Origin of the sequence: Variovorax sp. 278MFTsu5.1 (assembly GCF_048305045.1) — a bacterium.
Classification (GTDB): domain Bacteria; phylum Pseudomonadota; class Gammaproteobacteria; order Burkholderiales; family Burkholderiaceae_C; genus Variovorax; species Variovorax guangxiensis.
In genome coordinates, this window is record NZ_CP157622.1 from 6,581,062 (window position 1) to 6,603,325 (window position 22,264).

A 22,264-nucleotide genomic window follows, 5' to 3' on the forward strand; every position below is an offset into this window, starting at 1 on the left:
AGACTACTTGGCCGATGGCGTATCGACCGTCAGCTGGATCTCTTCGGTAGCTAGCCCCTGATCGGAGATGCTGACGTCCACAATGCCTTTTGCATCGGCCTTCACCATGACGCGTACGGTGTACTGATTCGGTCCGGAGACAAGAACTTCCAGGGTTGCCGGCCCCTTGGCTGATGCCATCGGCGGCTTGGCAACGCCGTTCACGGTGATGAGGTAGCGCTGGCCGGGCTTGACCTTTGCATCCTCGGCCGGGGAAACGGTCATGGCGCTGCTACCGCCGGCGCAACCCGGATTTCGGGCAGCTGCCTTGCGCGCATCGTTGAAAGTCAGAAGGCGATTGCTCAGAGGACGTCGTGCGGCATAGATCTCCGCCGTGCTGGCAGCAAGAGAGACAGCGATGACATCGGCCTCCAGAGGCCCGCAGTCGCGGCGGCCAGCTGCCTTGCAGGCATCAATCACCTTTCTGTTTGCGGCGGTGGCGGCGACCGCTTCAGCAGCTTTGGCCCGCTTGAGCGCCGCCTGGGACTCCTTCAGATTCTTCTGGGCTCGCGCGGAAGCGTCCTCGGACTCCTTCTTCTGAATCGCGGCCAACTCCGCCAGCAGTTTCGCCTTCCTGGTCTTGGCTGTCGGCGCACCGGCAGGCTCTTCGCCAAGCGTCTCTTCGTCTTTGCCGTCGGCGCCCGTTTCGGCGTCCGACTTCTTCCCGGCCGCATCTGCCGCCGGCCGACCTGCACCTTCGGAGTCGCCTTGGGTGCTCTCGCTTGCGGCGTCGATCTTGACCGCCCGGAACTTGCCGATGATTCCCGTGGCTTGGGTGACCAACTCGTCAGGGCTGGATACCGTCTTGTTGGCCGCGTTGATATGTGCAGCCACGCGGGCAAAGACCAGATCGCCCTCCCGCATCAGGATGACCCCGCTGTTCCCGAGCTGGGAGTACAGCTGCTCGCTGGAAGCGAGGGTCTTGCGCGCCCGCCACAAGGCCGAAGCAGCCTCGCGGCGCACATGGGCCTGCGGCAGTTCGCTGTCACGGGCGTAGCGCAAGACGGCCTGAGCCCCGAGCAACTGCGCGTCGAGCTTGTTGATGGCCTGCGTCAGTCGGTATTGCTCGGCCCACATCCTGTCGAAGCTCCCGACCTCCAGCCGCAACGGCTCAATGGTCAGCATGGCGCAGGTCAGTCCGAGAACGCCTTCGACGTAAGCCTTCTCCTGATTGGGATTGACGAACCAGTTGCTCGCCGAATAGGCGGTGAAGCCCACGGCGCCGGCCATTGCGAGCCGGGTCTTCTCGCGATCGCTGGTGACACCGGATTTCAGGCCCCCATATAGCGCGGCAGCCGTCACGCCCAGCAAGCCGAGTTGCGTCATCGTGCGAACGCGTGCCTGCGCCGACAGCGAGTCGAACCACTCGCGGCGCTGGTCTTTCAGGGCACCCAGCGCGCCCTGCAGGTTGCCGGCAAGGGGCCTGGCGTTGGCAAGAGCGACTTCCTCGTAGCCGAGCTGGTTGATCGGTATGTCGGCGCGCTTGCTGCGCTGGTACGGATCGATGCTGCTGCAGCCCGCAATGGCCACGATAAGCCCCGCCGCCACGCAGCGCTGCCACCCACGAACGCTTCTTCCGGTTTCCATCTTCCCCACTCCCTCATGTTCTGGACGCACATGATGGCGGGGCGGGGACGTCCGGACATCCCCTGTTCCCGTGGCGACAAGGCGCCCGGGATGGACTACTCAGCCAGCCTGTCAGCCCGTGAGGCGCTCCAGCGCCTCGCGGTACTTGGCCGCCGTCTTCTCGATGACCTCGGCCGGCAGGCGCGGCGCCGGGGGCGTCTTGTCCCAGGGCTTGCCGTTGATCTTGGTGCCTTCGAGCCAGTCGCGCACGAACTGCTTGTCGTAGCTCGGCGGGTTGGCGCCGGCGGCCAGCGCGGCCTGGTAGCCCTCGACCGGCCAGTAGCGCGAGCTGTCGGGCGTGAGCACCTCGTCCATCAGCACCAGCGTGCCGTTCTCGTCGAGGCCGAATTCGAACTTGGTGTCGGCGATGATCATTCCCTTGGCCAGGGCGATCTGCGCGGCGGTTTCGTAGATGGCGATGCTGGTGTCGCGGATCTGCTGGGCCAGCTTGGGGCCGACGATCTCGACCACGCGCTCGTAGCTGATGTTCTCGTCATGCTCGCCGGCGGCGGCCTTGGCAGCGGGCGTGAAGATGGGGCGCGGCAGCTTGCTCGCGTTGGTCAGGCCCTCGGGCAGCGGCACGCCGCAGACCGAGCGGCTTTCCTGGTATTCCTTCCAGCCGCTGCCGGCCAGGTAGCCGCGCACCACGGCCTCGACCGGGATCGGCTTCAGGCGCTTGACCAGCATCGATCGGCCTGTGACCTGCGGCACCTCGTCGGCCGTGACTGCGCTCTCGGGCGCGTCGCCGGTCAGGTGGTTGGGGCAGATCTGGCCGAGGCGGTCGAACCACCACAGCGCCATCTTCGTGAGGATCTCGCCCTTGCCCGGAATGGGCTCGCCCATGATCACGTCGAAGGCGCTGAGCCGGTCGCTCGCGACCATCAGGATGCGGTCTTCGCCGACGGCGTAGTTGTCGCGCACCTTGCCGCGCGCAAGAAGGGGCAGGCTCTGGATGGAGGAGGTGTGGACGGTGGTCATGGGGCTGGTGCGGTGGGGAAACGGATGGCTGACGGGAAAAGCGGATTGTGCGCGCAGAAAAAAGCCACCGCGAACGGTGGCCGTCTGATCGCGGGGAAGTGCCTAGATGACTTCCTGGGCCAGTTCGCCCTTGGCGTACTTGCCGGCAACGACCTGCAGGCTGTCGCCCTTGATCTTCGCGCCCTGCCCCTCGCAGCCGAATTCGATGTAGCGCTGCTTGCAGATCTGCTTGGCGGCTTCGCGCGCGGGCTTGAGCCACTCGCGGGCGTCGAACTTCTCGGGGTTCTCTGCCATGAACTTGCGCACGGCGCCGGTCATCGCCAGGCGGATGTCGGTGTCGATGTTGATCTTGCGCACGCCGTACTTGATGGCTTCCTGGATTTCCTCGACGGGCACGCCGTAGGTTTCCTTCATGTTGCCGCCGTACTTGCGGATGATTTCGAGCAGGTCCTGCGGCACCGACGACGAGCCGTGCATCACCAGGTGGGTGTTGGGCAGGCGGGCGTGGATTTCCTTCACGCGCTTGATCGACAGGATGTCGCCGGTGGGCTTGCGGGTGAACTTGTAGGCGCCGTGGCTGGTGCCGATGGCGATGGCCAGCGCATCGAGCTGCGTGGCCTTGACGAACTGGGCGGCTTCCTCGGGGTCGGTCAGCAGGGCGGAGTGGTCGAGCACGCCTTCGGCGCCGATGCCGTCTTCCTCGCCGGCCATGCCGGTCTCGAGCGAGCCCAGGCAGCCCAGCTCGCCTTCGACGGTCACGCCGACCTTGTGCGCCAGCTGCACGACCTTGCGGGTCACGTCGACGTTGTAGTCGAAGGAGGCGGGCGTCTTGCCGTCTTCGTGCAGCGAGCCGTCCATCATGACGGAGGAGAAGCCGAGGTCGATGGCGCCCTGGCAGATGGCCGGGCTCTGGCCGTGGTCCTGGTGCATCACCAGCGGGATGTTCGGGTACTGCTCGATGGCGGCCTGGATCAGGTGCTTGATGAAGGCTTCGCCGGCGTACTTGCGGGCGCCTGCGCTGGCCTGCAGGATGACGGGAGCGCCGGTTTCCTTGGCGGCCTCCATGACGGCCTGAACCTGTTCGAGGTTGTTGACGTTGAAGGCCGGAATGCCGTAGCCATTGGCTGCGGCATGGTCGAGCAGTTCGCGCATCGAGACGAGTGCCATGGGAAATACCTCGCGGGAATTAGGAAAAGAAGAAGACGGAAAGACGAGAAAAACTGCCCTAATTCTACCGAGCCCCCTTGTGGGACAGGACCGACGCCAGCCCGAGGAAATCCATGACAGGCGGCAGCACCGGCCCGCCCAGCCACCGCACCGGCCTGGCGAAGGCGCCGACCAGCGTCGCATGGTTCAGATCGTCGAAGAGCCTGACCTGGACCGGCACGCCCGCCTCGCGCAGCGCCGCGGCCATCCGCAGGGTGTTGCGGTCGGGGTAGACCAGGTCGTCCTTCGAGGCCGCCATGAGCAGGGCTCGCGGCGAAGCAGGCGTGACGTGCGCCAGCGGCTGCGAGTCGCGCGGCGTGCCGGGCCAGTTGAAGGCGACCTTCACCTGCGGATCGCCGATGGGCAGGAAGTCGTAGGGTCCCGCCAGGCCGATCCAGCCCGCGAGCTGCTTCGGGCTTGCGCCCAGCTCGCCGAGCCAGCGCGCATCGAGCGCCACCATGGCGGCGTTGTAGGCGCCCGAGCTGTGGCCCATCATGTACACCTGCCTGGGGTCGGCACCCAGCCGCGCCGCGTTGTCCAGCGCCCACTTGACGGCCAGCGCGCTGTCGCGCACGAAGGCCGGATAGGTGAAGGCCGGCGACAGCCCGTAGTCGGGCACCAGCACCACGGCGCCCTGGGCGGCCAGGGCCTCGCCCATGAACCTGTAGCTGGCGCGGTCGCCGGTCGTCCAGGTGCCGCCGTAGAAGAACACGACCAGCGGCCGCGCGCCGCGCTCCGGCGGGATGGACGGCAGCGGCCGGTACGCGTCGAGCAGCTGGCGCGGTTCCTGGCCGTAGGCGATGCCGCCCTCGAACCGGTAGGTGTCGGTGGGCACCAGGCCGTTGAGCACCTTGACCGGCGAGCAGGCCGAAAGCAATGCGGCGGCGATGCCAGAGCCTGCGAGGGCGAAGGCGCCGCGGCGCCGCAGGAATGACGCGGGGGTGGTGGGGAAGATCATCCCCTGCTGTACGCAGGCAGCCAGGCGGCGGTTTCGTCAAACAGGCAGCTGCGTGGTCGAAAGCACCTGCTTGAGCACGACGAAGGTGCGGATCTGCCGCACCCCCGGCAGGTAAAGCAGCTGCTCGGCGTGCAGGCGGTTGAAGCTGTCGTTGTCGCGGGTGCGCACGAGCATGAAGTAGTCGAATTCGCCCGAGACCACGTGGCATTCGAGGCAACCCGAGACCTTCTGGGCGGCTTTCTCGAAGTTGGCGAAGGAGTCGGGCGTGGAGCGGTCGAGCACCACGCCGATCATCACGAGCATGCCCACCTCGAGCGCGTCGGGGTCCAGCAGCGCGACGATGCCCTTGATGAGGCCCGCCGCCTTGAGCCGCTCCACGCGGCGCAGGCAGGCGGCCGGGCTCAGGTTGACCTTGGCGGCCAGCGCCACGTTCGACAGCGAGGCGTCGCGCTGCATGGTGCGCAGGATGGCGCGGTCGGTGCGATCGAGCTCCGGCGTGTCACGCAATTTTGTTGTGCTCATCGGATTTTTGTCGGAATGAAAGTTTTACTTCTTTCGATAGTGCATCTTTTTCTCTGATGAATCCAGAAAACTTCGCAAGCACGTTGCGCGGCATTGTTTCTACGATGAGGGCCTTCACCACCTCCCACCACCTCCTTCCTTGGAACCGCTGCGATGAACCTCAAGAAGTTTCCCCGTCACCCGCTGACCTTCGGCCCCACGCCGATCCAGCCGCTGAAGCGGCTGAGCGCGCACCTGGGCGGCAAGGTCGATCTCTATGCCAAGCGCGAGGACTGCAACAGCGGCCTGGCCTTCGGCGGCAACAAGACGCGCAAGCTCGAGTACCTGATTCCCGAGGCGATCGAGGGCGGCTACGACACGCTGGTGTCCATCGGCGGCATCCAGTCGAACCAGACGCGCCAGGTGGCGGCGGTGGCGGCGCACCTCGGCATGAAGTGCGTGCTGGTGCAGGAGAACTGGGTCAACTATTCCGACGCGGTGTACGACCGGGTCGGCAACATCGAGATGTCACGCATCATGGGCGCCGACGTGCGCCTGGACGCAGCCGGCTTCGACATCGGCATCCGCAAGAGCTGGGAGGACGCCATGGAGAGCGTTCGCAAGGCTGGCGGCAAGCCGTTTCCGATTCCGGCGGGCTGCTCCGAGCATCCGCGCGGCGGCCTGGGCTTCGTCGGCTTCGCCGAGGAAGTGCGCCAGCAGGAGGCCGAGCTGGGCTTCAAGTTCGACTACATCGTGGTCTGCTCGGTGACGGGCAGCACGCAGGCCGGCATGGTGGTGGGCTTCGCGGCCGACGGCCGCGCCGACCGCGTGATCGGCATCGACGCCTCGGCCAAGCCGCAGCAGACCTTCGACCAGATCCTGCGCATCGCGAAGAACACGGCCGAACTGGTGGAGCTGGGCCGCGACATCACCGAGAAGGACATCGTGCTCGACCGCCGCTTCGGCGGCCCCGAGTACGGCCTGCCCAACGAAGGCACGCTCGAAGCCATCCGCCTGAGCGCGCGCTTCGAGGCCATGCTGACCGACCCCGTGTACGAGGGCAAGTCGATGCACGGGATGATCGAGAAGGTGCGCCTGGGCGAATTCCCGGCGGGCTCGAAGGTGCTTTATGCGCACCTGGGCGGCGTGCCGGCGCTGAACGCCTACAGCTTCCTCTTCCGCAACGGTTGAGTTTCCAGGAACACCGCGGAACCGGCTTCGCCGGGCCGCAGGTGTTGCCCCCTGCAAGGGGGTTGGCGCAGCGACACGAAGTGCGCGAAGCCTGGGGGTTTGCTCAACTTGCTCGGCAGATCTTGAGCATGTTGGTGCCCCCAGGGGCACCCATCGGCTCGCCGCAGGTGATGGCGTAGACGTCGCCGCTTTGCACGATGCCGCGCTTCTTCAGGTGGTTCTCGGCCTGCAGCAGCGCGGTGTCGCGGTCGCTCTCCGAGTCCATGAGCAGCGGGCGCACGTTGCGGTAGAGCGCCATCTTGCGCTGCGTGGCCAGGCGCGAGGTCAGCGCGTACATGGGGATGTGCGCGCGGTGGCGGCTCATCCACAGCGGCGTGGAGCCCGACTCGGTGAGCGCCACGATGGCCTTGGCGCCCAGGTGGTGGGCGGTGAAGAGCGCGCCCATGGCGATCGACTGGTCGATGCGGCTGTAGTTCTGGCCGCTGAAGTCGGCGTCGAGCTGCTTGTCTTCGGCGGCTTCGGCGGCCTCGCAGATGCGGCTCATCTCCTGCACGGTCTCGAGCGGATAGCGGCCCGAGGCAGTCTCGGCCGAGAGCATGACGGCATCGGTGCCGTCGAGCACGGCGTTGGCCACGTCGCTCACCTCGGCGCGCGTGGGCACGGGGTTGGTGATCATCGACTCCATCATCTGGGTCGCGGTGATGACCACCTTGTCCATCTCGCGCGCCATGCGGATCATCTTCTTCTGCAGCGCGGGCACCGCCGCGTTGCCCACCTCGACCGCGAGGTCGCCGCGCGCGACCATGATGCCGTCGCTGGCGCGCAGGATCTCTTCGAGCTTCGGAATGGCCTCGGCGCGCTCGATCTTGGCGATCATGCCGGGCTTGTGGCCGTATTCGGCGGCGGCCACGTTGCACAGCTGGCGGGCCATTTCCATGTCGGTGGCGTTCTTGGGGAAGCTCACGGCCACGTAGTCGGCCTGGAAGCTCATCGCGGTCTTGATGTCTTCCATGTCCTTGGCCGTCAGCGCGGGCGCGGTGAGGCCGCCGCCCTGCTTGTTGATGCCCTTGTTGTTCGAGAGCTCGCCGCCGAGCTTCACGGTGGTGTGCACCGCCTCGCCCTTGACGGCGTCCACCGTCAGCACGATGAGGCCGTCGTTCAGCAGCAGCCTGTCGCCGGGCTTCACGTCGCGCGGCAGGTCCTTGTAGTCGAGGCCCACGGCATCGACGTCGCCGGGCTCGGTACGCGAGGCGTCGAGCACGAACTTGGCGCCCTGCTCGAGCCAGACCTTGCCCTGCGCGAACTTGCCCACGCGGATCTTGGGGCCCTGCAGGTCGGCCATGATGGCCACCTCGCGGCCGGCCTTGCGGGCGGCTTCGCGCACCATGGCGGCGCGGTCGATGTGGTCCTGCGCCGTACCGTGGCTGAAGTTCAGCCGCACCACGCTGACCTTGGCCTGGATCATCTTCTCCAGCAGATCGGGCGAACTGGACGCCGGACCGAGGGTGGCGACGATCTTGGTGGCGTGGCGGGGAATGCGGTCCGTGCTCATGAGGGTAGTCTCCGTTTTGTATTCGCTACTGTATACAGTTTGTGTGTCGGACGGAAGTCACCCATGGGTTTTTCCTCGATGAGCTCCGGCCACCGGCCCGAGCCGGTTCAGCCGGCAGCCCGCTTCGACAGGATCTCGAAGGCCGGCAGGGTCTTGCCTTCCAGCACTTCCAGGAAGGCACCGCCCCCGGTGGAGATGTAGCCGACCTGCTTCTCGATGCCGTACTTGGCGATGGCCGCCAGCGTGTCGCCGCCGCCGGCGATCGAGAACGCGCTGCTCTCGGCGATGGCCTGCGCGATGGCCTTGGTGCCGCCCGCGAAGGCGTCGAACTCGAACACGCCCACCGGGCCGTTCCAGACGATGGTGCCGGCCTCGCGCAGCTGCGCGGCGAGCTGGGCAGCCGTCTTCGGGCCGATGTCGAGGATCAGGTCGTCCTCGGCCACGTCCCTCGCGTCCTTGACGGTGGCGGCCGCGTCGGCCGCGAAGGTCTTGGCCGTGACCACGTCCACCGGAATGGGCACGTCGGCGCCACGCGCGCGCATGGCATCGATCACCGCCTTGGCTTCGTCGACCAGGTCGGGCTCGGCCAGCGACTTGCCGATCTTCAGGCCCGCGGCCAGCATGAAGGTGTTGGCGATGCCGCCGCCCACGATGAGCTGGTCGACGTTGGCCGACAGGCTCTTCAGGATGGTCAGCTTGGTGCTCACCTTGGAGCCCGCCACGATGGCCACCAGCGGGCGCTTGGGCTGCGCCAGCGCCTTGGTGATGGCGTCGATCTCGGCCGCCAGCAGCGGGCCGGCCGCGGCCACCTTGGCGAACTGCGCGATGCCGTAGGTGGTGGCCTCGGCGCGGTGCGCGGTGCCGAAGGCGTCGTTCACGTAGATGTCTGTGAGCGCGGCCAGCTTGCGGGCCAGGCCTTCGTCGTTCTTCTTCTCGCCCTTGTTGACGCGGCAGTTCTCAAGCAGCACGACCTGGCCGGGCTTCACGTCGACGCCGTCGACCCAGTTGGAGACGAGCGGCACTTCGCGGCCGAGCAGCTCGCCCAAGCGCCTGGCGACGGGCGCCAGCGAGTCTTCCGGCTTGAACTCGCCCTCGGTCGGGCGGCCCAGGTGCGAGGTGACCATCACCGCCGCGCCGGCGTCCAGCGCCAGCTTGATGCAGGGCACCGAGGCACGGATGCGGGTGTCTTCGGTGATGTTGCCGGCGTCGTCCTGCGGCACGTTGAGGTCGGCACGGATGAAGACGCGCTGGCCGGCGGCCTTGCCCTGCGCGCAGAGGTCGGTGAATCGAATGACGTTCATTGGGAAAACCTGGAGAAGATTGGAAGACGGGGATCGGCTGCATTGTAGTTTTGGCCCCATCGCCGGCTCTACGCGCCTCTTGCCGCGCGCTGATGCTTTTCCTCAGTCTTTCTGCTGCTGTTCGCGCGCGAAACTTTCCAGAACCTCCACGAAGCTCGCGGCCGCAGGCGACAGCGACCGCCGCGCCGCGCTGTAGACGCACACCTCGCGATGGAAGTCGGGCGACTCCAGCCGCACCATCTGCAGCCCGTGGGCGCGCACCAGCGGCGCCGAGTAGGTGGGGCACACGGTCAGCCCCAGCCCCGAGGCGACCATGCCCAGCGCGGTGGTCATGTACGACACCTCCTGCGTGCCGGGGCGCAGCATGTACTCGCGCTCGGCGGGGGCCAGCTCGGGCAGCACGCGCTGGCGGAAGTCGCGCGTGGGCGCGATGAAGGTGTAGGGGCCGAGCTCGTGCCAGCGCACCTTGCGGCGGCCGGCGAATGCATGGCCGGGCGGGCAGATCAGCCAGTGCCGGTCGCGCAGCAGCGTGCGGCGCTCGACGGCGTCGTCGACCGCCACGTCCTGCCCCACGGCCAGTTCCACGTCGCCGGCCGTCACGCCCGCGAGCAGGTGCTCGGGCAGGGTGTCGGCCAGGCGCACGTCCACGTCGGGGTACTGCTCGCGGTAGAGGGCGATCACGCGCGGCATCAAGGTGCAGGCCATGAGCTGCGGCGCGGCAAGCCGTAGCAAGCCTTTCTTCTTGTCACGCAAATCCGTGACGCCGGCCACCGCGCCGGCCAGGTCGCCCAGCAGCCGGTGCACCGAGGGCAGGAACTCGCGCCCCGCCTCCGACAGCTGAACGCGTCGCGTGTTGCGGTCGAGCAGCTGCACGCCCATCTCGCGCTCCAGCTCGCGCACCAGCACGCTGAGAGCCGACTGCGTGAGATGCAGCTGCTGCGCCGCGGCGGTGAAGCTGCCGGTCTCGGCCACGGCGGCGAAGGCGCGCAGCTGGCGCAGGGTGAGGTTCATATATATGAATCCTTCATCAATCGATGAATTAATTTCGATTGCATCATAAGACGCGGCATCGCCCAATACCGGCTCACCGGAGACACACGAGCCATGCCTACCCCACCGCCGCCCGTGCGCGGTCTGCACCACTTCGCCTGGCGCTGCCGCGACAGCGAGGAAACCCGCCGTTTCTACGAAGACCTGCTGGGCCTGCCGCTGGCCCACGTCATCAAGAGCGACCACGTGCCGAGCACCGGCGAGTACTGCCCCTACGTGCACATCTTCTTCCAGATGCGCGACGGCTCGTACATCGCCTTCTTCGACCTGGGCGACGACATCGCCGCGCTGCCCTCGCCCAACACGCCCTCGTGGGTGAACCACATCGCGCTGCGCGTCGACTCGGTGGCCGACCTGCTGGCCGCCAAGGCGCGGCTCGAAGGCGCGGGCGTCGAGGTGCTGGGCGTGACCGACCACCACATCATCGAATCGATCTACTTCTTCGACCCCAACGGCATCCGCGTGGAACTCACCACGCCCACCGTGCCGCAGGCCGAGATGGACGCACACGCTCTGCGCGCGCGCGCCGAGCTCGACGCATGGACCGCGCGCAAGGCCGGCCTGCGCGCCGCCGCCACGAAGGGTCCGTCGAATGCCTGAGCTCCAACTCGCCGTCATCGACGTGAAGCCCGGCGCAGCCATGGAGAGCCAGTCGGGCCTGCAGCTGCTGCGCCCGCGCATCTATGGCGCCTTCCGCGCGCCGCAGGGCCCGAAGAAGATCGCCGCCATCGTGATGCACCCCACGAGCAACTTCATGGGCCACTACCTGATCGGCCCGCTGGCCGAGCGCGGCATCTGCTGCATGGGCCTGAACTCGCGCTTCGTGGGCAACGACACGGTGCTGCTGATGGAGCGCGCGATTCAAGACCTGGGCGCGGGCGTGCAGTACCTGCGCGCCGCCGGCTACGAAAAGGTGTTTCTCGTCGGCAACTCCGGCGGCGCGGCGCTTTCGGCCTTCTACCAGGCGCAGGCCGAGAAGCTCACCGCCACGCACCTGCCCGACGGCGACCCCACGCACCTGCACCCCGACGACCTGCCGCCCGTGGACGGCATCGCGCTGTGCGCCGCGCACCTGGGCCGCACGCGGCTGATGCGCGACTGGATCGACCCCTCGGTCACCGACGAGCACGACCCGCTCTCGGTCAACCCCGAGCTCGACATGTACGACGCGCGCCACCGCGTGCCCTACGACCGCGACTTTCTCGCGCGCTTCAGCGCCGCCCAGAAGGCGCGGCTGGATCGCATCGAGCAGTGGTGCCTCGACCGACTCGCGCTGCTGCGCGGCACACCCGGCGCGCCGCGCGACCAGACCTTCATCGTCTACCGCACGCATGCCGATCCGCGCTGCGTGGACCTCTCGCTCGACCCCAACGACCGCCTGCCCGGCAGCGTGTGGGGCGACGCGCGGCAGGTGAACTACTCGGCCAACGCGATGGGGCGCACCACCTCGCTCACGGCCTTTCTCTCGCAGTGGTCGTCGCGCTCGCAGGCCGACGGTCCGACCAACCTCGCGCGCACCACGGTGCCGAAGCTGCTGCTGACCTACACGGGCGACCAGTCGACCTTCCCGAGCACACGCGACGCGTGGATGGCGGCGGGCGGCTCGCGCATCCGCAACGTCGATATCGTCGGCGGCAACCACTATCTGGCGGGGCAGCCGGAGCTGATCCCGAAGGCGGCGGACGCCATCGCCGAGTTCGCGCACGCGCTGTAGCCGCAGAGCCACCATGGAAAACTTCGCTTTCGCCCCGGCCTACGAGCTGCCGGTCTGGCCCTTCACGCCACCGCCCGAGCTGGGCAGCAAGGCCATCACGCGCCACCCCATCGTGATCGTCGGCGCCGGCCCCTCGGGCCTCACGCTGGCCTGCGACCTCGCGCAGCGCGGCGTGCGCGCCGTGCTGCTGGACGAGGACGACACCGTCGGCGTTCGCGGCGCGTCGTCGCGCGGCATCTGCTACGCGCAGAAGAGCCTGGAGATCTTCGAGCGCCTGGGCATCTACGAGCGCATCGCGGACAAGGGCATCACCTGGTCGTTCGGGCGCACCTTCTCGGGCGAGCAGGAGGTCTACAACTTCAACCTGCAGGCCAACAGCGTCTCGCGGCAGCCGCCCTTCATCAACCTGCAGCAGTTCTACGTCGAGTGGTTCCTGGTCGAGCGCATCGTCGAGCTGGGGCTGACCGACCTGCGCTGGAAGAACCGCGTCACGCGCGTGGAGCAGCTCGCCGACGGCGTGCGCCTGGAAGTCGAGACGCCCGCCGGCAGCTACACCATCGAGGCCGACCGGCTGATCGACGCCACCGGCGCCAACAGCGCGATCCGCACGCAGATGGGCATCGACGCGCACTCCTCGCGCAGCACCGACCGCTGGTGCATCAGCGACGTGCGCTTCAGGAAGCCGCTGCCCACCGAGCGCTGGACCTGGGTGGACGCGCCATTCAATGAGGGCCGCGGCGTGTGGCAGCACCTGATGGCCGACGGCGTGTGGCGCATCGACTACCAGATGCCCGAGGACTGCGACACCGCCTACATCAGCAAGCCCGAAGTGGCCGGCGCGCGGCTGCGCGAGCAGCTCGGGCCGGACGTGGAGTTCGAGTTCGTCTGGATCGGCCCCTACGGCTACCGCGACCACCTGCTCGACAGCTTCCACCACGGCCGCGTGTTCTTCATCGGCGACGCGGCGCACGTGGTGAGCCCCTTCGGCGCGCGCGGCGGCAACAGCGGCATCCAGGACGCGGCCAACCTCGGCTGGAAGCTCGCGCTGGTCGCGCAGGGCAAGGCCGGCGATGCGCTGCTCGACAGCTACGACGCCGAACGCCAGCCCGCCGCGAAGCAGAACCTGCAGGTGACCAGCCGCTCGGCGCGCTTTCTCGCGCCGCGCTCGCCGGCCGAGCACACGCTGCGACGCGCGGTGGTGGCGCTGGCGGCGCGCCACCCGTTCGCGCGGGCGCTGGTCAACACCGGCCGCATGTCGGTCGCCAACGACTATCCACCCGCGCCGCTGCTGCCCGAAGGCGCGCGCACGGTGCAGAACCTGCCGCTGCGCTGGTCCGACGGCCGCGAGACCACGCTGATGCAGCTGCTGGCCGAAGGCACGCATTGCATCGGCCTGTGGTTCGCGCCGACGCGCGGGCAGGCGATGGCGGCGCTCGACGCCACGGCCTCCTTGCCGCTGCGCCTGCTGGCCGTGGGCGGCGACAGCGGCCTGCCCACGCTGCAGGCCGACGACAAGCTCGCGGCCCATCTCGGCGCCGGCGACGCGGGCAGCTTCGTGCTCGTGCGTCCCGACGCCTACCGCGCCGCCGTGCTGGTGAACGCGACGCCCGAAGCCATCGCCGCCGCCTTGCGCACCGCGCTGCCCCACGACCGCCAACCATGATGAACAGCGAGCCCCGCATTCCCGACCCCGACGGCTTCTACGCCACGCTGCTCGCCGCCCACGAAGGCCGCACCGAGACGCAGAGCGCCGACCTCAACGCGCGCCTCGTGCTGCTGCTGGCCAACCAGTGCGCCGACCAGGACGTGCTGCTCGCCTGCATCCGCGCGGCAGCCGAAGAAGAACCCACGACGACAACGGACGACGACGACACCCCATGACCACGACCGTTTCCTTCGCATCCGCCTCCGACACGCGCGAGCAGAAGCCCCGGCTGCAGCAGCTCGGCCCCGGCGCCTACGGCTACATCAGCGACTTCGATCCCAACTGCGGCTTCGTCGTCGGCGAAGACCACGTCGTGCTGATCGACACACGCCCCACGCCGCGCATGGCGCGCGACTTCCTCGCCGCCATCCGCACCGTGACCGACAAGCCCATCCGCACCATCGTGCTCACGCACTACCACGCGGTGCGCGTGATGGGCGCGAGCGCCTTCGACGAGGTGCGCGAGATCGTCGCCAGCAGCGGCACGCTCTACTGGATACGCACGCGCGGCCAGGCCGACTTCGACTCGGAGGTCGGCCGCTTTCCGCGCCTGTTCGCGGGCGTCGAGGAAATACCGGGCCTGACCGTTCCCACGACAGTCTTCGATCGCGAGACTTCGCTGCCGCTGGGCGGCGGCCGCGAGTTGCGGCTGATGTCGCTGGGCCGGGGCCACTCGGGCGGCGACGCGGTCGCCTGGCTGCCCGACTGCGGCGTGCTCTTCTCGGGCGACGTGGTCGAGAACCGCTGCGGTGTGTACGCGGGCGACGCCTACATCGGCGACTGGGCCGGCACGCTCGACGCGGTGGCCGCGCTGAAGCCGCGCGTGCTGGTGCCCGGCCGCGGCGCGGTGCTGCAGGACGAAGCCGCCTGCGCCGAGGCCATCGGGCTCACCAAGGCATTCCTCTCGACGCTGCTGGAGAGCGTGAAGGCCGGCATCGCGGCAGGCGAGACGCTCAAGGGCTGCTTCGCCCGCGCCGAGGCGGCGATGACGCCGCGCTTCGGCGACTGGCCGGTGTTCCAGCACGTGCTGCCCTTCGATGTCTCGCGCGCCTACGACGAGTTGCGCGGCATCGAGCACCCGGTGGTGTGGACCGCCGAGCGCGACCGCGAGCTGTGGCAGGTCCTGCGCGGCGAGTGAGCTGAAGCTATTTCTAAACAAGCAACGGAGACAAGAGACGATGAAGCGATTTTTTCTTCCCCTGCTGGCCTCGGCCTTCGCGCTGATCGCCACCAGCCCGGCATCGGCGCAGCCGGCGGCCTACCCCACCCAGCCGATCAAGTGGATCGTGCCCTACGTGGCCGGCGGCGGCACCGACAACCTCGCGCGCACGCTGGCCGAGGCGATGCAGCCGTCGCTGGGGCAGCCGCTCATCATCGACAACCGGCCGGGCGCCTCCACCAACATCGGCGTGGGCGTGATGATGCAGGCCAAGCCCGACGGCTACACCATCATGCAGGCGGAGAATGCCGCACTGCTCTTCAACGAGCACATGTTCGCCAAGCTGCCCTACAAGCCCGCGAGCGACTTCACCTACATCGGCACCATCGGTCGCTTTCCGGTAGCGCTGGTGGTGCACCCCGACTTTCCCGCGAAGAACGTGGCGGAGTTCGTGCGCTACGTGAAGGCCAACCCCGACAAGGTGAGCTACGCCTCGCCCGGCAACGGCTCGCCGCACCACATGGCGATGGAGCTCTTCAAGCAGAAGGCCGGCCTGACGATCACGCACGTGCCGTACAAGGGCGCCGCGCCGGCCATGACCGACGTGATGGGCGGCCAGGTGCCGACGATGATGCTGGACCTGGCCTCGGGCCTGCCGATCATCAAGTCGGGCAAGGTGCGCGTGCTGGCCATCGCGCTGCCGCAGCGCGCGGGCGCCCTGCCCGAGGTACCGACCTTCGTCGAGGCCGGCTTCCCCGACGTCAACGCCTACGCTTTCCACGGCCTGATCGGCCCGGCCGGCATGCCGCCGGAAGCGGTGGCGCGGCTCAACGCCGAACTGCATAAGGCGATGAAGGCGCCGAAGGTGGTGAAGCTGTTCGCGGACTTCGGCTTCGAGGCGCTGCCCGGGACGCCGCAGGACTTCTACAAGCTCTCGCGCGCCGAGAGCGAACGCTGGGGCAACATCATCAAGACGGCCGGCGTCAAACTCGATTGATCGCCTACCAGCCCAGCCCGAGGTGCAGCGGCAGGTACACCGCCATGCCCGCGAGCATCGTGCCCAGCACGCCGCGCCGCCAGTAGAAGTACGCGGCGCCGACCACCGCCGCGTACAGGCGCGCGTCGTGCAGCGTGGTGATGAGGTGGCCCTGCGTCATGACGATCTCGGGCGCGATCACGCCCGCGAGCGCGGCGGCCGGCGCGTAATGCAGCGCGCGGTGCGCCCACTCGGGCAGGCCCCAGGGCCGGTCGAGGATGAAGAAGAAACAGCGCGTGAGCACAGTGACCAGGGCCAGGCCCACGATCACGCCCATGGTCCACCAGTCGGTGGTTGCGCCGGCGCTGTTCACTTGTCGTCCTCCGCGTTCGGGTCGAGCCCGAGCTGCTTCTCGAGCCAGAAGCACAGCAGCACGGCCACGCCGATGGCGACCACGATGTTGAGCTTCAGCGGCAGCGCGTAAGCCGCGACCGCCGTGGCGCCCGCGATCAGCGCGGCCAGCACGCGCAGGCGCGTCGTCGCCATCGAGCAGACGATGGCCACCAGGCTCAGCACGCCCGCGAAGCTCAGCCCCCAGCTCTGGGGAATGAAGTTGGCCAGCGCGATGCCCAGCAGGCTCATGCCCATCCAGGCGGTCCAAGTGACGAAGTAGTTGCCGGTGAGGTAGGCCTCCTGCGACTCCTGCTCGGCGATGGTCAGCGGCGGCTTCGGATACTTCTTCGTGAAGAGCGCGTAGCTCATGTCGGCCGTGAGGTAGCCGTGCACCATGCGGCGCCAGCGCGGCATGTGCATGAGGTAGGGCCGCAGGTGCAGGCTGAACACCACGAAGCGCAGGTTGACGCAGAAGCCGGTGGCCAGGATCACCCAGGCCGGCGCCCCGGCGAAGAGCAGCGGAATGGCCGCCAGCTGCGAACTGCCCGCGTAGACCAGCAGCGTCATCGCCACGGCCTCGATCAGGCTCATGTTCGACTTGACCATAGCCACGCCGGTCATCAGCCCCCAGGCGCCGATGCCCAGCGCCACGGGAGTCATGTCGCGCACGCCGACGCGAAATTCGGGGCGGCCGCGGATGCTTTGCGAGAAGAACATCAGCCGAACGCCTGCCCGGGCTTCAGGTCGAAGCCGTGCAGGAAGGCAGCCACGGGCAGGCGCTTGCCGCCCGGGCGCTGCAGTTCGGTGAGGACGACAACCGAGCCGGCGGCCGCGGCCACCGTCACGCCGATGTCGTCCACGGCCAGGATGGTGCCCGGCGCGGCTGGAGAGGCGGCGGAAGACTTCTCGGCACGGGCGGCCCAGAGCTTGACGGTTTCGCCGTCCAGCGGACTGTTGGCGCCCGGGAACGGGTCGAAGGCCAGCACGCGGCGCACGATGGCGTCGGCGGGCTGGGTCCAGTCGACCAGCGCCTCGTGCTTTTCGACCTTGCTGGCGTAGGTGACGCCTTCGGCCGGCTGCGGCGTGCGGGTGAGCGTGCCGATGCGCGCGAGCGCCTCGACGATCATCTTCCCGCCGAGTGCGGCGAGGCGGTCGTGCAGGCGGGCGGTGTTGTCGCCCGCGCCGATGTCGACGGCCTCGCGCAGCAGCATGTCGCCGGTGTCGAGGCCGGCATCCATCTGCATGATGGTGATGCCGGTCTGCGCGTCGCCCGCCTCGATGGCGCGGTGGATCGGCGCGGCACCGCGCCAGCGCGGCAGCAGGCTCGCGTGGATGTTCAGGCAGCCGTGCGCCGGCAGGTCGAGCACCCATTGCGGAAGGATGAGGCCGTAGGCGGCGACCACCATCACGTCGGGCTTCACGGCCAGCAGGGTGTCGCGCGCGGCCGAGGCCTCGTCGGGGTACTTGCCGTCCAGGCGCAGGCTGCGCGGCTGGGCCACGGGCCAGCCGTTGGCGACGGCGCACTGCTTGACGGGAGAGGCCTGCAGCTTCATGCCGCGGCCGGCGGGGCGGTCGGGCTGGCTCATCACCAGCACGACCTCATGGCCGGCGGCGGCGATGGCCTCCAGCGCGACGCGCGCGAACTCGGGCGTGCCCGCGAAGACGACTCTGAGGCGGCTCAATCCCGGATCCGATCGAAATCGAGATCGTCCCCCGTGTGATAGCGCCGGACCACGCCGGTCGGATCGATGTAGATGTACAGCATGCGGCGCTCGTTCACGGCCTTGTAGCGCCAGGTCCAGACGGCGCCGTCGAAGGAACTGACGCGGGTGATCTCATAGGGCCGGCCGTAGAAGGCCATCACGTCGTTCTGGCGCCACTGGTTGACCTTGATGTCCTGGCCGAAGCGCGCCTCGCTGAGCACCTGCGTCACCGAGACGACCTTGCCCGAGGCGTCCATGTCGATGTCGACCACCTCGAAACCGGCCGGCATGCGCGAGTACTGCAGCCGCTCGCCGCCGCCCGTGAGCGGATAGCGGCCGGTGGGCGTGCCCAGTCGCTGCAGGGTGTCGGCGGCGGTGGTGCCGGGCTGGATGCGGGTGGGTTCGCTGGCGCAGCCTGCAAGAAGCCCGAGACCGGCGACCGCGACGAACGCCAGCGCCGCGAGGGAGCCTGAGCGCCGGCCTGCGTTCATGGGGTTCAAGCCCGCTCCCGCATTTCTTCGCGCTGCTGCTTCAGCAGCTTGCTCTTGATGCGGTTGCGCTTCAGGGGGGAGAGGTATTCGACGAACACCTTGCCCAGCAGGTGATCGAGTTCATGCTGGATGCACACGGCCAGCAGGCCTTCGGCTTCGATGGTGCGCATCTCGCCGTTCTCGTCGAGCGCCTGCACCTTCACCGAGGTGGAGCGCAGCACGCCGTCGTAGATGCCGGGCACCGAGAGGCAGCCCTCTTCGTTCACGACCTTCTCTTCGCTGGCCCAGGTGATCTCGGGGTTGATCAGCACGATGGGCTGGTTACGCTCTTCGGACACGTCGATGACGACGAGGCGCTCGTGCACGTCGATCTGGGTCGCGGCAAGGCCGATGCCGTTGGCGTCGTACATGGTTTCCAGCATGTCGGCGACCAGGGTCTTGATGCGCGCGTCGACGCCCTGCACCGGCTTGGCCACGGTGTGCAGGCGCTTGTCCGGGTAACTCAGAATGTTTCGTTTGGCCATGAAATCGGGGGAAAGTTGTGGCTATTTTCGCCAATTCCGCGACGACACGCGGCTCCGGAGCCCGAAAACGTTGCCCTCCCAAGGGCTTCAGCGCAGAATTCGTAGCAAATTGTGAGATTCGTATGCGCAGCGATACGTCGCGCGCTCACCCTTCAGACATGAAAAAGCTCAGACTCACCGACCGCCAGCGCCCCTCTTTCCTTGCCACGCTGACAGCCCTGGCGGTAATCGGCAGTTGCGGCGCCACGACGGCCTGGGCTCAGAACTACCCCATCACGCCGCAGCAGCGCGCCACCGCCCAGCAGACCGCCCAGGCCGGCGTGCCGCTGAGCGAACTGTCGCCCAAGGCGCCCGACGAGTACACCGTGAAGTCGGGCGACACGCTCTGGGCCATCTCCCGCCTCTACCTGCTGCGCCCCTGGCGCTGGCCGGAACTGTGGGGCATGAACATCAATGAAATCGCCAATCCGCACCGGATCTACCCCGGCCAGGTGCTCTACCTGGACAAGAGCGGCGGCCGCGCCCGCCTGACCACCCGCCGCGGCGGCGTCAGCGGCGACGGCGGAACCATCAAGCTGTCACCCCGCACCCGTTTCGACTCGCTGGCCGGCATGGCACTGCCCACGCTCAACCCGAGCATCATCGAGCCCTTCCTGAGCGAGCCCATCGTGGTGGACGCCGGCACGCTCGATGCCGCACCGCGCATCGTGGCCGGCAACGACAGCCGCGTGCTGCTGTCGCGCGGCGACCGGGCCTATGCCCGCGGCACCGCCGAGGCGCCGCTGGTCGAGGTGCCGGGCCCCGTGCAGAACTTCCGCATCTTCCGCAATGCCACGCCGCTGAAGGACCCGGGCACGGGCGAGATCCTCGGCTACGAGGCGCAGTACCTGGGCAAGGCTCGCCTGCAGCGCGGCGAATCGACCACCGTCGAGACGGTCGAGGACAAGGACGTCATCACCGTCGTGCCCGCCAGCATCGACATCATCGCCTCGCGCGAGGAAATGCGCGCCGGCGACCGCCTGCTGCCCGAGCCGCCGCGCCAGTTGCTGAGCTACGTGCCACGCGCGCCCTCCACGCAGGTCGAGGGACGCATCATCTCGGTCTACGGCAACGCGGTGCAGTTCGCGGCGCAGAACCAGGTGGTGGCCATCAACAAGGGCACGCGCGACGGCGTCGACAACGGCCACGTGCTCGCCATCCTGAAGAACGGCGAGACCATCCTCGACCGCACCGGCGCGCGCAAGGAAACCATCAAGCTGCCCAACGAGCGAATCGGCCTGCTGATGGTCTTCCGCACCTTCGAGAAGGTCTCCTACGCGCTGGTGCTCGAAATCAACGACACTCCGCGCGCCGGCGACTTCCTCGTCAATCCCTGACCCGCGACTCCGGCCTTTCTTCTCTCACACTCGATTGGAACGCGCAGAACTCGCAGGCTGGCTGCGCCTTTCGCTGACGCCCGGCATCGGCGATGGTGCCGCGCGCCGCCTGCTCGCGGCCTTCGGGCTGCCCGAGCGAATCTTCAGCCAGCCAGACGCCGCCTTGCGCGAGGTCGTCTCGCACGCACAGGCCGAGGCGCTCGCGCAGCCGCCCAACGGCCTGCAGGCGCAGATCGATCTCACCTGGCAATGGCTGCAGGCGGGCGACGACAAGGTCTCGCGCCGCGTCGTCACGCTCGGCGACGCCGGCTACCCGGCCTCCCTGCTCGAAATGGCCGACCCGCCGCTGATGCTCTACGTGCTCGGCGCCACCGGCTTCGATCTCACGCAGCTCGGCCACAGCATCGCCGTCGTGGGCAGCCGCAACCCGACGCCGCAGGGCGCGACCAATGCGCGCAGCTTCGGGCGCGCGCTCGGCGAAACGGGGCTTCCCGTGGTGTCGGGGCTGGCGCTGGGCGTGGACGGCGCGGCGCACCAGGGTGCGCTCGATGCGGCAGGCGACGCGCCCGTGCTCGCGACAGTGGCCGTGGTGGGCACCGGGCTCGATCGCGTCTACCCCGCGCGGCATCGCGACCTTGCGCACCGCATCACGCTGCAGGGACTGATCGTGAGCGAGTTGCCGCTGGGCACGCCGCCGCTCACACAGAATTTTCCGAAGCGCAACCGCCTGATCGCCGGGCTGGCGCGCGGCACGCTGGTGGTCGAGGCCGCGCTGCAGTCGGGCTCGCTGATCACCGCGCGGCTCACCTCGGAGCAGGGCAAGGAAGTGTTCGCGATCCCCGGCTCGATCCACTCTCCGCAATCGCGCGGCTGCCATGCGCTGATCCGCCAGGGCGCGAAGCTCGTGGAATCGGTGAACGACATCCTCGAAGAGCTGCCGCCGCTCCACGCACCTCGCACTGCCTCGGCTTCGCCCCTCTACGGCAACGCGACGGGCGTGGCCGCTGCATCTTCTTCATCGCCGGAAGACCCGCTGCTGGAGGTCCTCGGTTTCGAACCGGCGAGCCTCGACGCGCTCAGCGCACGCACCGGCTGGGGCGCCGCCGAACTGCAGGCGAAGATGCTCGAGCTCGAACTGGACGGGCATGTGTCCCGGTTGCCCGGCGGTCTCTTCCAGCGCGTGGCTTCCACCTAGTTGGCATTGCATGAACGTCGGCTATATTGGGCCCATGTTCGAAGTGCTTGTTTTTGTCTACGAAAACTACTGGCGCGGCGACGCCTGCCCCGAACCCGAGCAACTGGGCCGCAAGCTCAGCGCCCATGGCTTCGAGGCAGAAGAGATCCGCGAAGCCCTTCACTGGCTCGACGGCCTCAGCCTTGCGACGCAAGGCCTGCAGATCGAACGCAGCCCCGACGACGAGGCCATCGCCACCGTCGTGATCGGGGGCAGGCCCGAAGCGGCGCTGCCGCAATCGGGCAACGCGATGCGCATCTACTCCCAGGCCGAGCAGGACCACCTCGGCGCCGAGTGCCTCGGCTTCATCCGCTTTCTCGAATCGTCGGACGTGCTGCCCTGCGGGCTGCGCGAGATCGTCGTCGAGCGCGCGATGGCCGCGCCGGGCGATCCGGTCGCGCTCGACGAGCTGAAGATCATCGTGCTGATGGTGCACTGGAGCACCGGCATCGAGCCCGATGCGCTGATGCTCGACGAGCTGTGCGAAAGCCGCGAAGGCCGCACCGCGCATTAGGCTCGCCCCCAGGCTGCGCGGCACTTCGTGTCCGCTACGCCACCCCGCTACCGGGGGCAACACCTGAGGCCCG

General features: G+C 68.3%; 24 protein-coding genes. 10 read left to right on the forward strand and 14 right to left on the reverse strand.

Annotation, left to right across the window (positions count from 1 at the left end; translation table 11 throughout):
* Positions 1-3: 3 nt before the first annotated feature.
* The 6 genes from ABL844_RS30755 to ABL844_RS30780 all read right to left on the reverse strand — a co-directional run bounded on the left by ABL844_RS30755 (position 4) and on the right by ABL844_RS30780 (position 5,447).
* A complete protein-coding gene (locus ABL844_RS30755) occupies positions 4-1,626 on the reverse strand; it encodes a hypothetical protein (RefSeq protein WP_418129972.1) in 1,623 nt (540 codons plus the stop codon).
* 111 nt (positions 1,627-1,737) lie between these two features.
* A complete protein-coding gene (locus ABL844_RS30760; protein WP_126021143.1) occupies positions 1,738-2,643 on the reverse strand; it encodes a phosphoribosylaminoimidazolesuccinocarboxamide synthase in 906 nt (301 codons plus the stop codon).
* A 102-nt stretch (positions 2,644-2,745) separates the two neighbouring features.
* Positions 2,746-3,810: a class II fructose-bisphosphate aldolase gene (gene fba, locus ABL844_RS30765; protein WP_126021141.1), complete on the reverse strand. Its 1,065-nt coding sequence runs from the start codon at positions 3,808-3,810 to the stop codon at positions 2,746-2,748.
* 64 nt (positions 3,811-3,874) lie between these two features.
* Positions 3,875-4,807 carry an alpha/beta hydrolase gene (locus ABL844_RS30770; RefSeq protein WP_369660412.1) on the reverse strand — a complete coding sequence of 311 codons (933 nt, stop codon included), beginning with the start codon at positions 4,805-4,807 and terminating at the stop codon, positions 3,875-3,877.
* A 36-nt stretch (positions 4,808-4,843) separates the two neighbouring features.
* Entirely contained in the window at positions 4,844-5,329 is a 486-nt protein-coding gene (locus ABL844_RS30775; protein ID WP_184639469.1) for an Lrp/AsnC family transcriptional regulator, read from the reverse strand.
* Positions 5,307-5,447: a hypothetical protein gene (locus tag ABL844_RS30780; RefSeq protein ID WP_184639467.1), complete on the reverse strand. Its 141-nt coding sequence runs from the start codon at positions 5,445-5,447 to the stop codon at positions 5,307-5,309. The genes ABL844_RS30775 and ABL844_RS30780 overlap by 23 nt, the downstream gene beginning before the upstream one ends.
* A gap of 35 nt (positions 5,448-5,482) precedes the next feature.
* On the opposite strand from ABL844_RS30780, the gene ABL844_RS30785 reads away from it, so the two are divergent.
* A complete protein-coding gene (locus tag ABL844_RS30785) occupies positions 5,483-6,499 on the forward strand; it encodes a 1-aminocyclopropane-1-carboxylate deaminase (protein WP_126021135.1) in 1,017 nt (338 codons plus the stop codon).
* A gap of 103 nt (positions 6,500-6,602) precedes the next feature.
* Here the strand turns inward: ABL844_RS30785 and pyk are convergent, their stop codons facing one another.
* From pyk to ABL844_RS30800, 3 genes are all read right to left on the reverse strand, one after another.
* A complete protein-coding gene (gene pyk, locus ABL844_RS30790; RefSeq protein ID WP_369660411.1) occupies positions 6,603-8,051 on the reverse strand; it encodes a pyruvate kinase in 1,449 nt (482 codons plus the stop codon).
* A gap of 107 nt (positions 8,052-8,158) precedes the next feature.
* The gene (locus ABL844_RS30795) at positions 8,159-9,352 is read right to left on the reverse strand and encodes a phosphoglycerate kinase (protein WP_418129973.1); all 1,194 of its coding nucleotides are present in this window, start codon (positions 9,350-9,352) and stop codon (positions 8,159-8,161) included.
* Positions 9,353-9,454: 102 nt separating this feature from the next.
* The gene (locus ABL844_RS30800) at positions 9,455-10,363 is read right to left on the reverse strand and encodes a LysR family transcriptional regulator (protein ID WP_369660409.1); all 909 of its coding nucleotides are present in this window, start codon (positions 10,361-10,363) and stop codon (positions 9,455-9,457) included.
* A gap of 93 nt (positions 10,364-10,456) precedes the next feature.
* Between ABL844_RS30800 and ABL844_RS30805 the strand changes: the two genes are divergently transcribed.
* The 6 genes from ABL844_RS30805 to ABL844_RS30830 are packed head-to-tail and all read left to right on the forward strand — an operon-like array spanning position 10,457 to position 15,977.
* Complete coding sequence (locus ABL844_RS30805) at positions 10,457-11,002, forward strand: VOC family protein (RefSeq protein ID WP_418129974.1); 546 nt, start codon at positions 10,457-10,459, stop codon at positions 11,000-11,002.
* Positions 10,995-12,116 (forward strand): alpha/beta hydrolase family protein, encoded by a 1,122-nt coding sequence (locus tag ABL844_RS30810; protein ID WP_418129975.1) that lies wholly within the window; start codon positions 10,995-10,997, stop codon positions 12,114-12,116. Before ABL844_RS30805 ends, ABL844_RS30810 begins: the two co-directional genes overlap by 8 nt.
* A gap of 13 nt (positions 12,117-12,129) precedes the next feature.
* Complete coding sequence (locus tag ABL844_RS30815; RefSeq protein WP_418129976.1) at positions 12,130-13,779, forward strand: FAD-dependent oxidoreductase; 1,650 nt, start codon at positions 12,130-12,132, stop codon at positions 13,777-13,779.
* Positions 13,779-13,997 (forward strand): DUF2783 domain-containing protein, encoded by a 219-nt coding sequence (locus ABL844_RS30820; RefSeq protein WP_418131969.1) that lies wholly within the window; start codon positions 13,779-13,781, stop codon positions 13,995-13,997. The genes ABL844_RS30815 and ABL844_RS30820 overlap by 1 nt, the downstream gene beginning before the upstream one ends.
* Positions 13,994-14,959, forward strand: a complete 966-nt coding sequence (locus ABL844_RS30825; RefSeq protein ID WP_418129977.1) for an MBL fold metallo-hydrolase — start codon at positions 13,994-13,996, stop codon at positions 14,957-14,959. Before ABL844_RS30820 ends, ABL844_RS30825 begins: the two co-directional genes overlap by 4 nt.
* 40 nt (positions 14,960-14,999) lie before the next feature.
* Positions 15,000-15,977, forward strand: a complete 978-nt coding sequence (locus ABL844_RS30830; protein WP_418129978.1) for a Bug family tripartite tricarboxylate transporter substrate binding protein — start codon at positions 15,000-15,002, stop codon at positions 15,975-15,977.
* Between the two features lie 4 nt (positions 15,978-15,981).
* Here ABL844_RS30830 and ABL844_RS30835 read toward each other — a convergent pair whose 3' ends face one another.
* Genes ABL844_RS30835 through def form a run of 5 tightly spaced genes read right to left on the reverse strand, consistent with a single transcriptional unit; the run spans position 15,982 to position 19,067 of the window.
* A complete protein-coding gene (locus ABL844_RS30835; protein ID WP_093055509.1) occupies positions 15,982-16,293 on the reverse strand; it encodes an AzlD domain-containing protein in 312 nt (103 codons plus the stop codon).
* A 32-nt stretch (positions 16,294-16,325) separates the two neighbouring features.
* Positions 16,326-17,066 carry an AzlC family ABC transporter permease gene (locus tag ABL844_RS30840; protein WP_418129979.1) on the reverse strand — a complete coding sequence of 247 codons (741 nt, stop codon included), beginning with the start codon at positions 17,064-17,066 and terminating at the stop codon, positions 16,326-16,328.
* The gene (gene fmt, locus ABL844_RS30845) at positions 17,066-18,031 is read right to left on the reverse strand and encodes a methionyl-tRNA formyltransferase (protein WP_418129980.1); all 966 of its coding nucleotides are present in this window, start codon (positions 18,029-18,031) and stop codon (positions 17,066-17,068) included. Before fmt ends, ABL844_RS30840 begins: the two co-directional genes overlap by 1 nt.
* Positions 18,028-18,543, reverse strand: a complete 516-nt coding sequence (locus ABL844_RS30850; protein ID WP_418131970.1) for a hypothetical protein — start codon at positions 18,541-18,543, stop codon at positions 18,028-18,030. Before ABL844_RS30850 ends, fmt begins: the two co-directional genes overlap by 4 nt.
* Before the next feature lie 5 nt (positions 18,544-18,548).
* Positions 18,549-19,067, reverse strand: a complete 519-nt coding sequence (gene def, locus ABL844_RS30855; RefSeq protein ID WP_418129981.1) for a peptide deformylase — start codon at positions 19,065-19,067, stop codon at positions 18,549-18,551.
* A gap of 158 nt (positions 19,068-19,225) precedes the next feature.
* Between def and ABL844_RS30860 the strand changes: the two genes are divergently transcribed.
* From ABL844_RS30860 to ABL844_RS30870, 3 genes are read left to right on the forward strand one after another with little or no spacing between them, the layout of a single operon-like run.
* Positions 19,226-20,443 carry a LysM peptidoglycan-binding domain-containing protein gene (locus ABL844_RS30860; protein ID WP_184639442.1) on the forward strand — a complete coding sequence of 406 codons (1,218 nt, stop codon included), beginning with the start codon at positions 19,226-19,228 and terminating at the stop codon, positions 20,441-20,443.
* 34 nt (positions 20,444-20,477) lie between these two features.
* Positions 20,478-21,638, forward strand: coding sequence for a DNA-processing protein DprA (gene dprA / locus ABL844_RS30865; protein WP_418129982.1), 1,161 nt, complete (start codon positions 20,478-20,480; stop codon positions 21,636-21,638).
* Positions 21,639-21,672: 34 nt separating this feature from the next.
* Complete coding sequence (locus ABL844_RS30870; protein WP_418129983.1) at positions 21,673-22,191, forward strand: DUF494 family protein; 519 nt, start codon at positions 21,673-21,675, stop codon at positions 22,189-22,191.
* The last annotated feature ends 73 nt before the right edge of the window (positions 22,192-22,264 follow it).

Excerpts from the sequence above, each read along its gene's own strand:
- ABL844_RS30825 (WP_418129977.1), top strand. The coding sequence starts at position 13,994 with ATGACCACGACCGTTTCCTTCGCATCCGCCTCCGACACGCGCGAGCAG.
- def (WP_418129981.1), bottom strand. The coding sequence starts at position 19,067 with ATGGCCAAACGAAACATTCTGAGTTACCCGGACAAGCGCCTGCACACC.
- ABL844_RS30775 (WP_184639469.1), bottom strand. The coding sequence starts at position 5,329 with ATGAGCACAACAAAATTGCGTGACACGCCGGAGCTCGATCGCACCGAC.
- ABL844_RS30755 (WP_418129972.1), bottom strand. The coding sequence starts at position 1,626 with ATGGAAACCGGAAGAAGCGTTCGTGGGTGGCAGCGCTGCGTGGCGGCG.
- ABL844_RS30860 (WP_184639442.1), top strand. The coding sequence starts at position 19,226 with ATGAAAAAGCTCAGACTCACCGACCGCCAGCGCCCCTCTTTCCTTGCC.
- ABL844_RS30830 (WP_418129978.1), top strand. The coding sequence starts at position 15,000 with ATGAAGCGATTTTTTCTTCCCCTGCTGGCCTCGGCCTTCGCGCTGATC.
- ABL844_RS30870 (WP_418129983.1), top strand. The coding sequence starts at position 21,673 with ATGTTCGAAGTGCTTGTTTTTGTCTACGAAAACTACTGGCGCGGCGAC.
- ABL844_RS30810 (WP_418129975.1), top strand. The coding sequence starts at position 10,995 with ATGCCTGAGCTCCAACTCGCCGTCATCGACGTGAAGCCCGGCGCAGCC.
- ABL844_RS30840 (WP_418129979.1), bottom strand. The coding sequence starts at position 17,066 with ATGTTCTTCTCGCAAAGCATCCGCGGCCGCCCCGAATTTCGCGTCGGC.
- fba (WP_126021141.1), bottom strand. The coding sequence starts at position 3,810 with ATGGCACTCGTCTCGATGCGCGAACTGCTCGACCATGCCGCAGCCAAT.
- pyk (WP_369660411.1), bottom strand. The coding sequence starts at position 8,051 with ATGAGCACGGACCGCATTCCCCGCCACGCCACCAAGATCGTCGCCACC.
- ABL844_RS30805 (WP_418129974.1), top strand. The coding sequence starts at position 10,457 with ATGCCTACCCCACCGCCGCCCGTGCGCGGTCTGCACCACTTCGCCTGG.
- ABL844_RS30850 (WP_418131970.1), bottom strand. The coding sequence starts at position 18,543 with ATGAACGCAGGCCGGCGCTCAGGCTCCCTCGCGGCGCTGGCGTTCGTC.
- ABL844_RS30835 (WP_093055509.1), bottom strand. The coding sequence starts at position 16,293 with ATGGGCGTGATCGTGGGCCTGGCCCTGGTCACTGTGCTCACGCGCTGT.
- ABL844_RS30800 (WP_369660409.1), bottom strand. The coding sequence starts at position 10,363 with ATGAACCTCACCCTGCGCCAGCTGCGCGCCTTCGCCGCCGTGGCCGAG.
- ABL844_RS30820 (WP_418131969.1), top strand. The coding sequence starts at position 13,779 with ATGAACAGCGAGCCCCGCATTCCCGACCCCGACGGCTTCTACGCCACG.
- ABL844_RS30770 (WP_369660412.1), bottom strand. The coding sequence starts at position 4,807 with ATGATCTTCCCCACCACCCCCGCGTCATTCCTGCGGCGCCGCGGCGCC.
- ABL844_RS30760 (WP_126021143.1), bottom strand. The coding sequence starts at position 2,643 with ATGACCACCGTCCACACCTCCTCCATCCAGAGCCTGCCCCTTCTTGCG.
- ABL844_RS30785 (WP_126021135.1), top strand. The coding sequence starts at position 5,483 with ATGAACCTCAAGAAGTTTCCCCGTCACCCGCTGACCTTCGGCCCCACG.
- ABL844_RS30815 (WP_418129976.1), top strand. The coding sequence starts at position 12,130 with ATGGAAAACTTCGCTTTCGCCCCGGCCTACGAGCTGCCGGTCTGGCCC.
- ABL844_RS30795 (WP_418129973.1), bottom strand. The coding sequence starts at position 9,352 with ATGAACGTCATTCGATTCACCGACCTCTGCGCGCAGGGCAAGGCCGCC.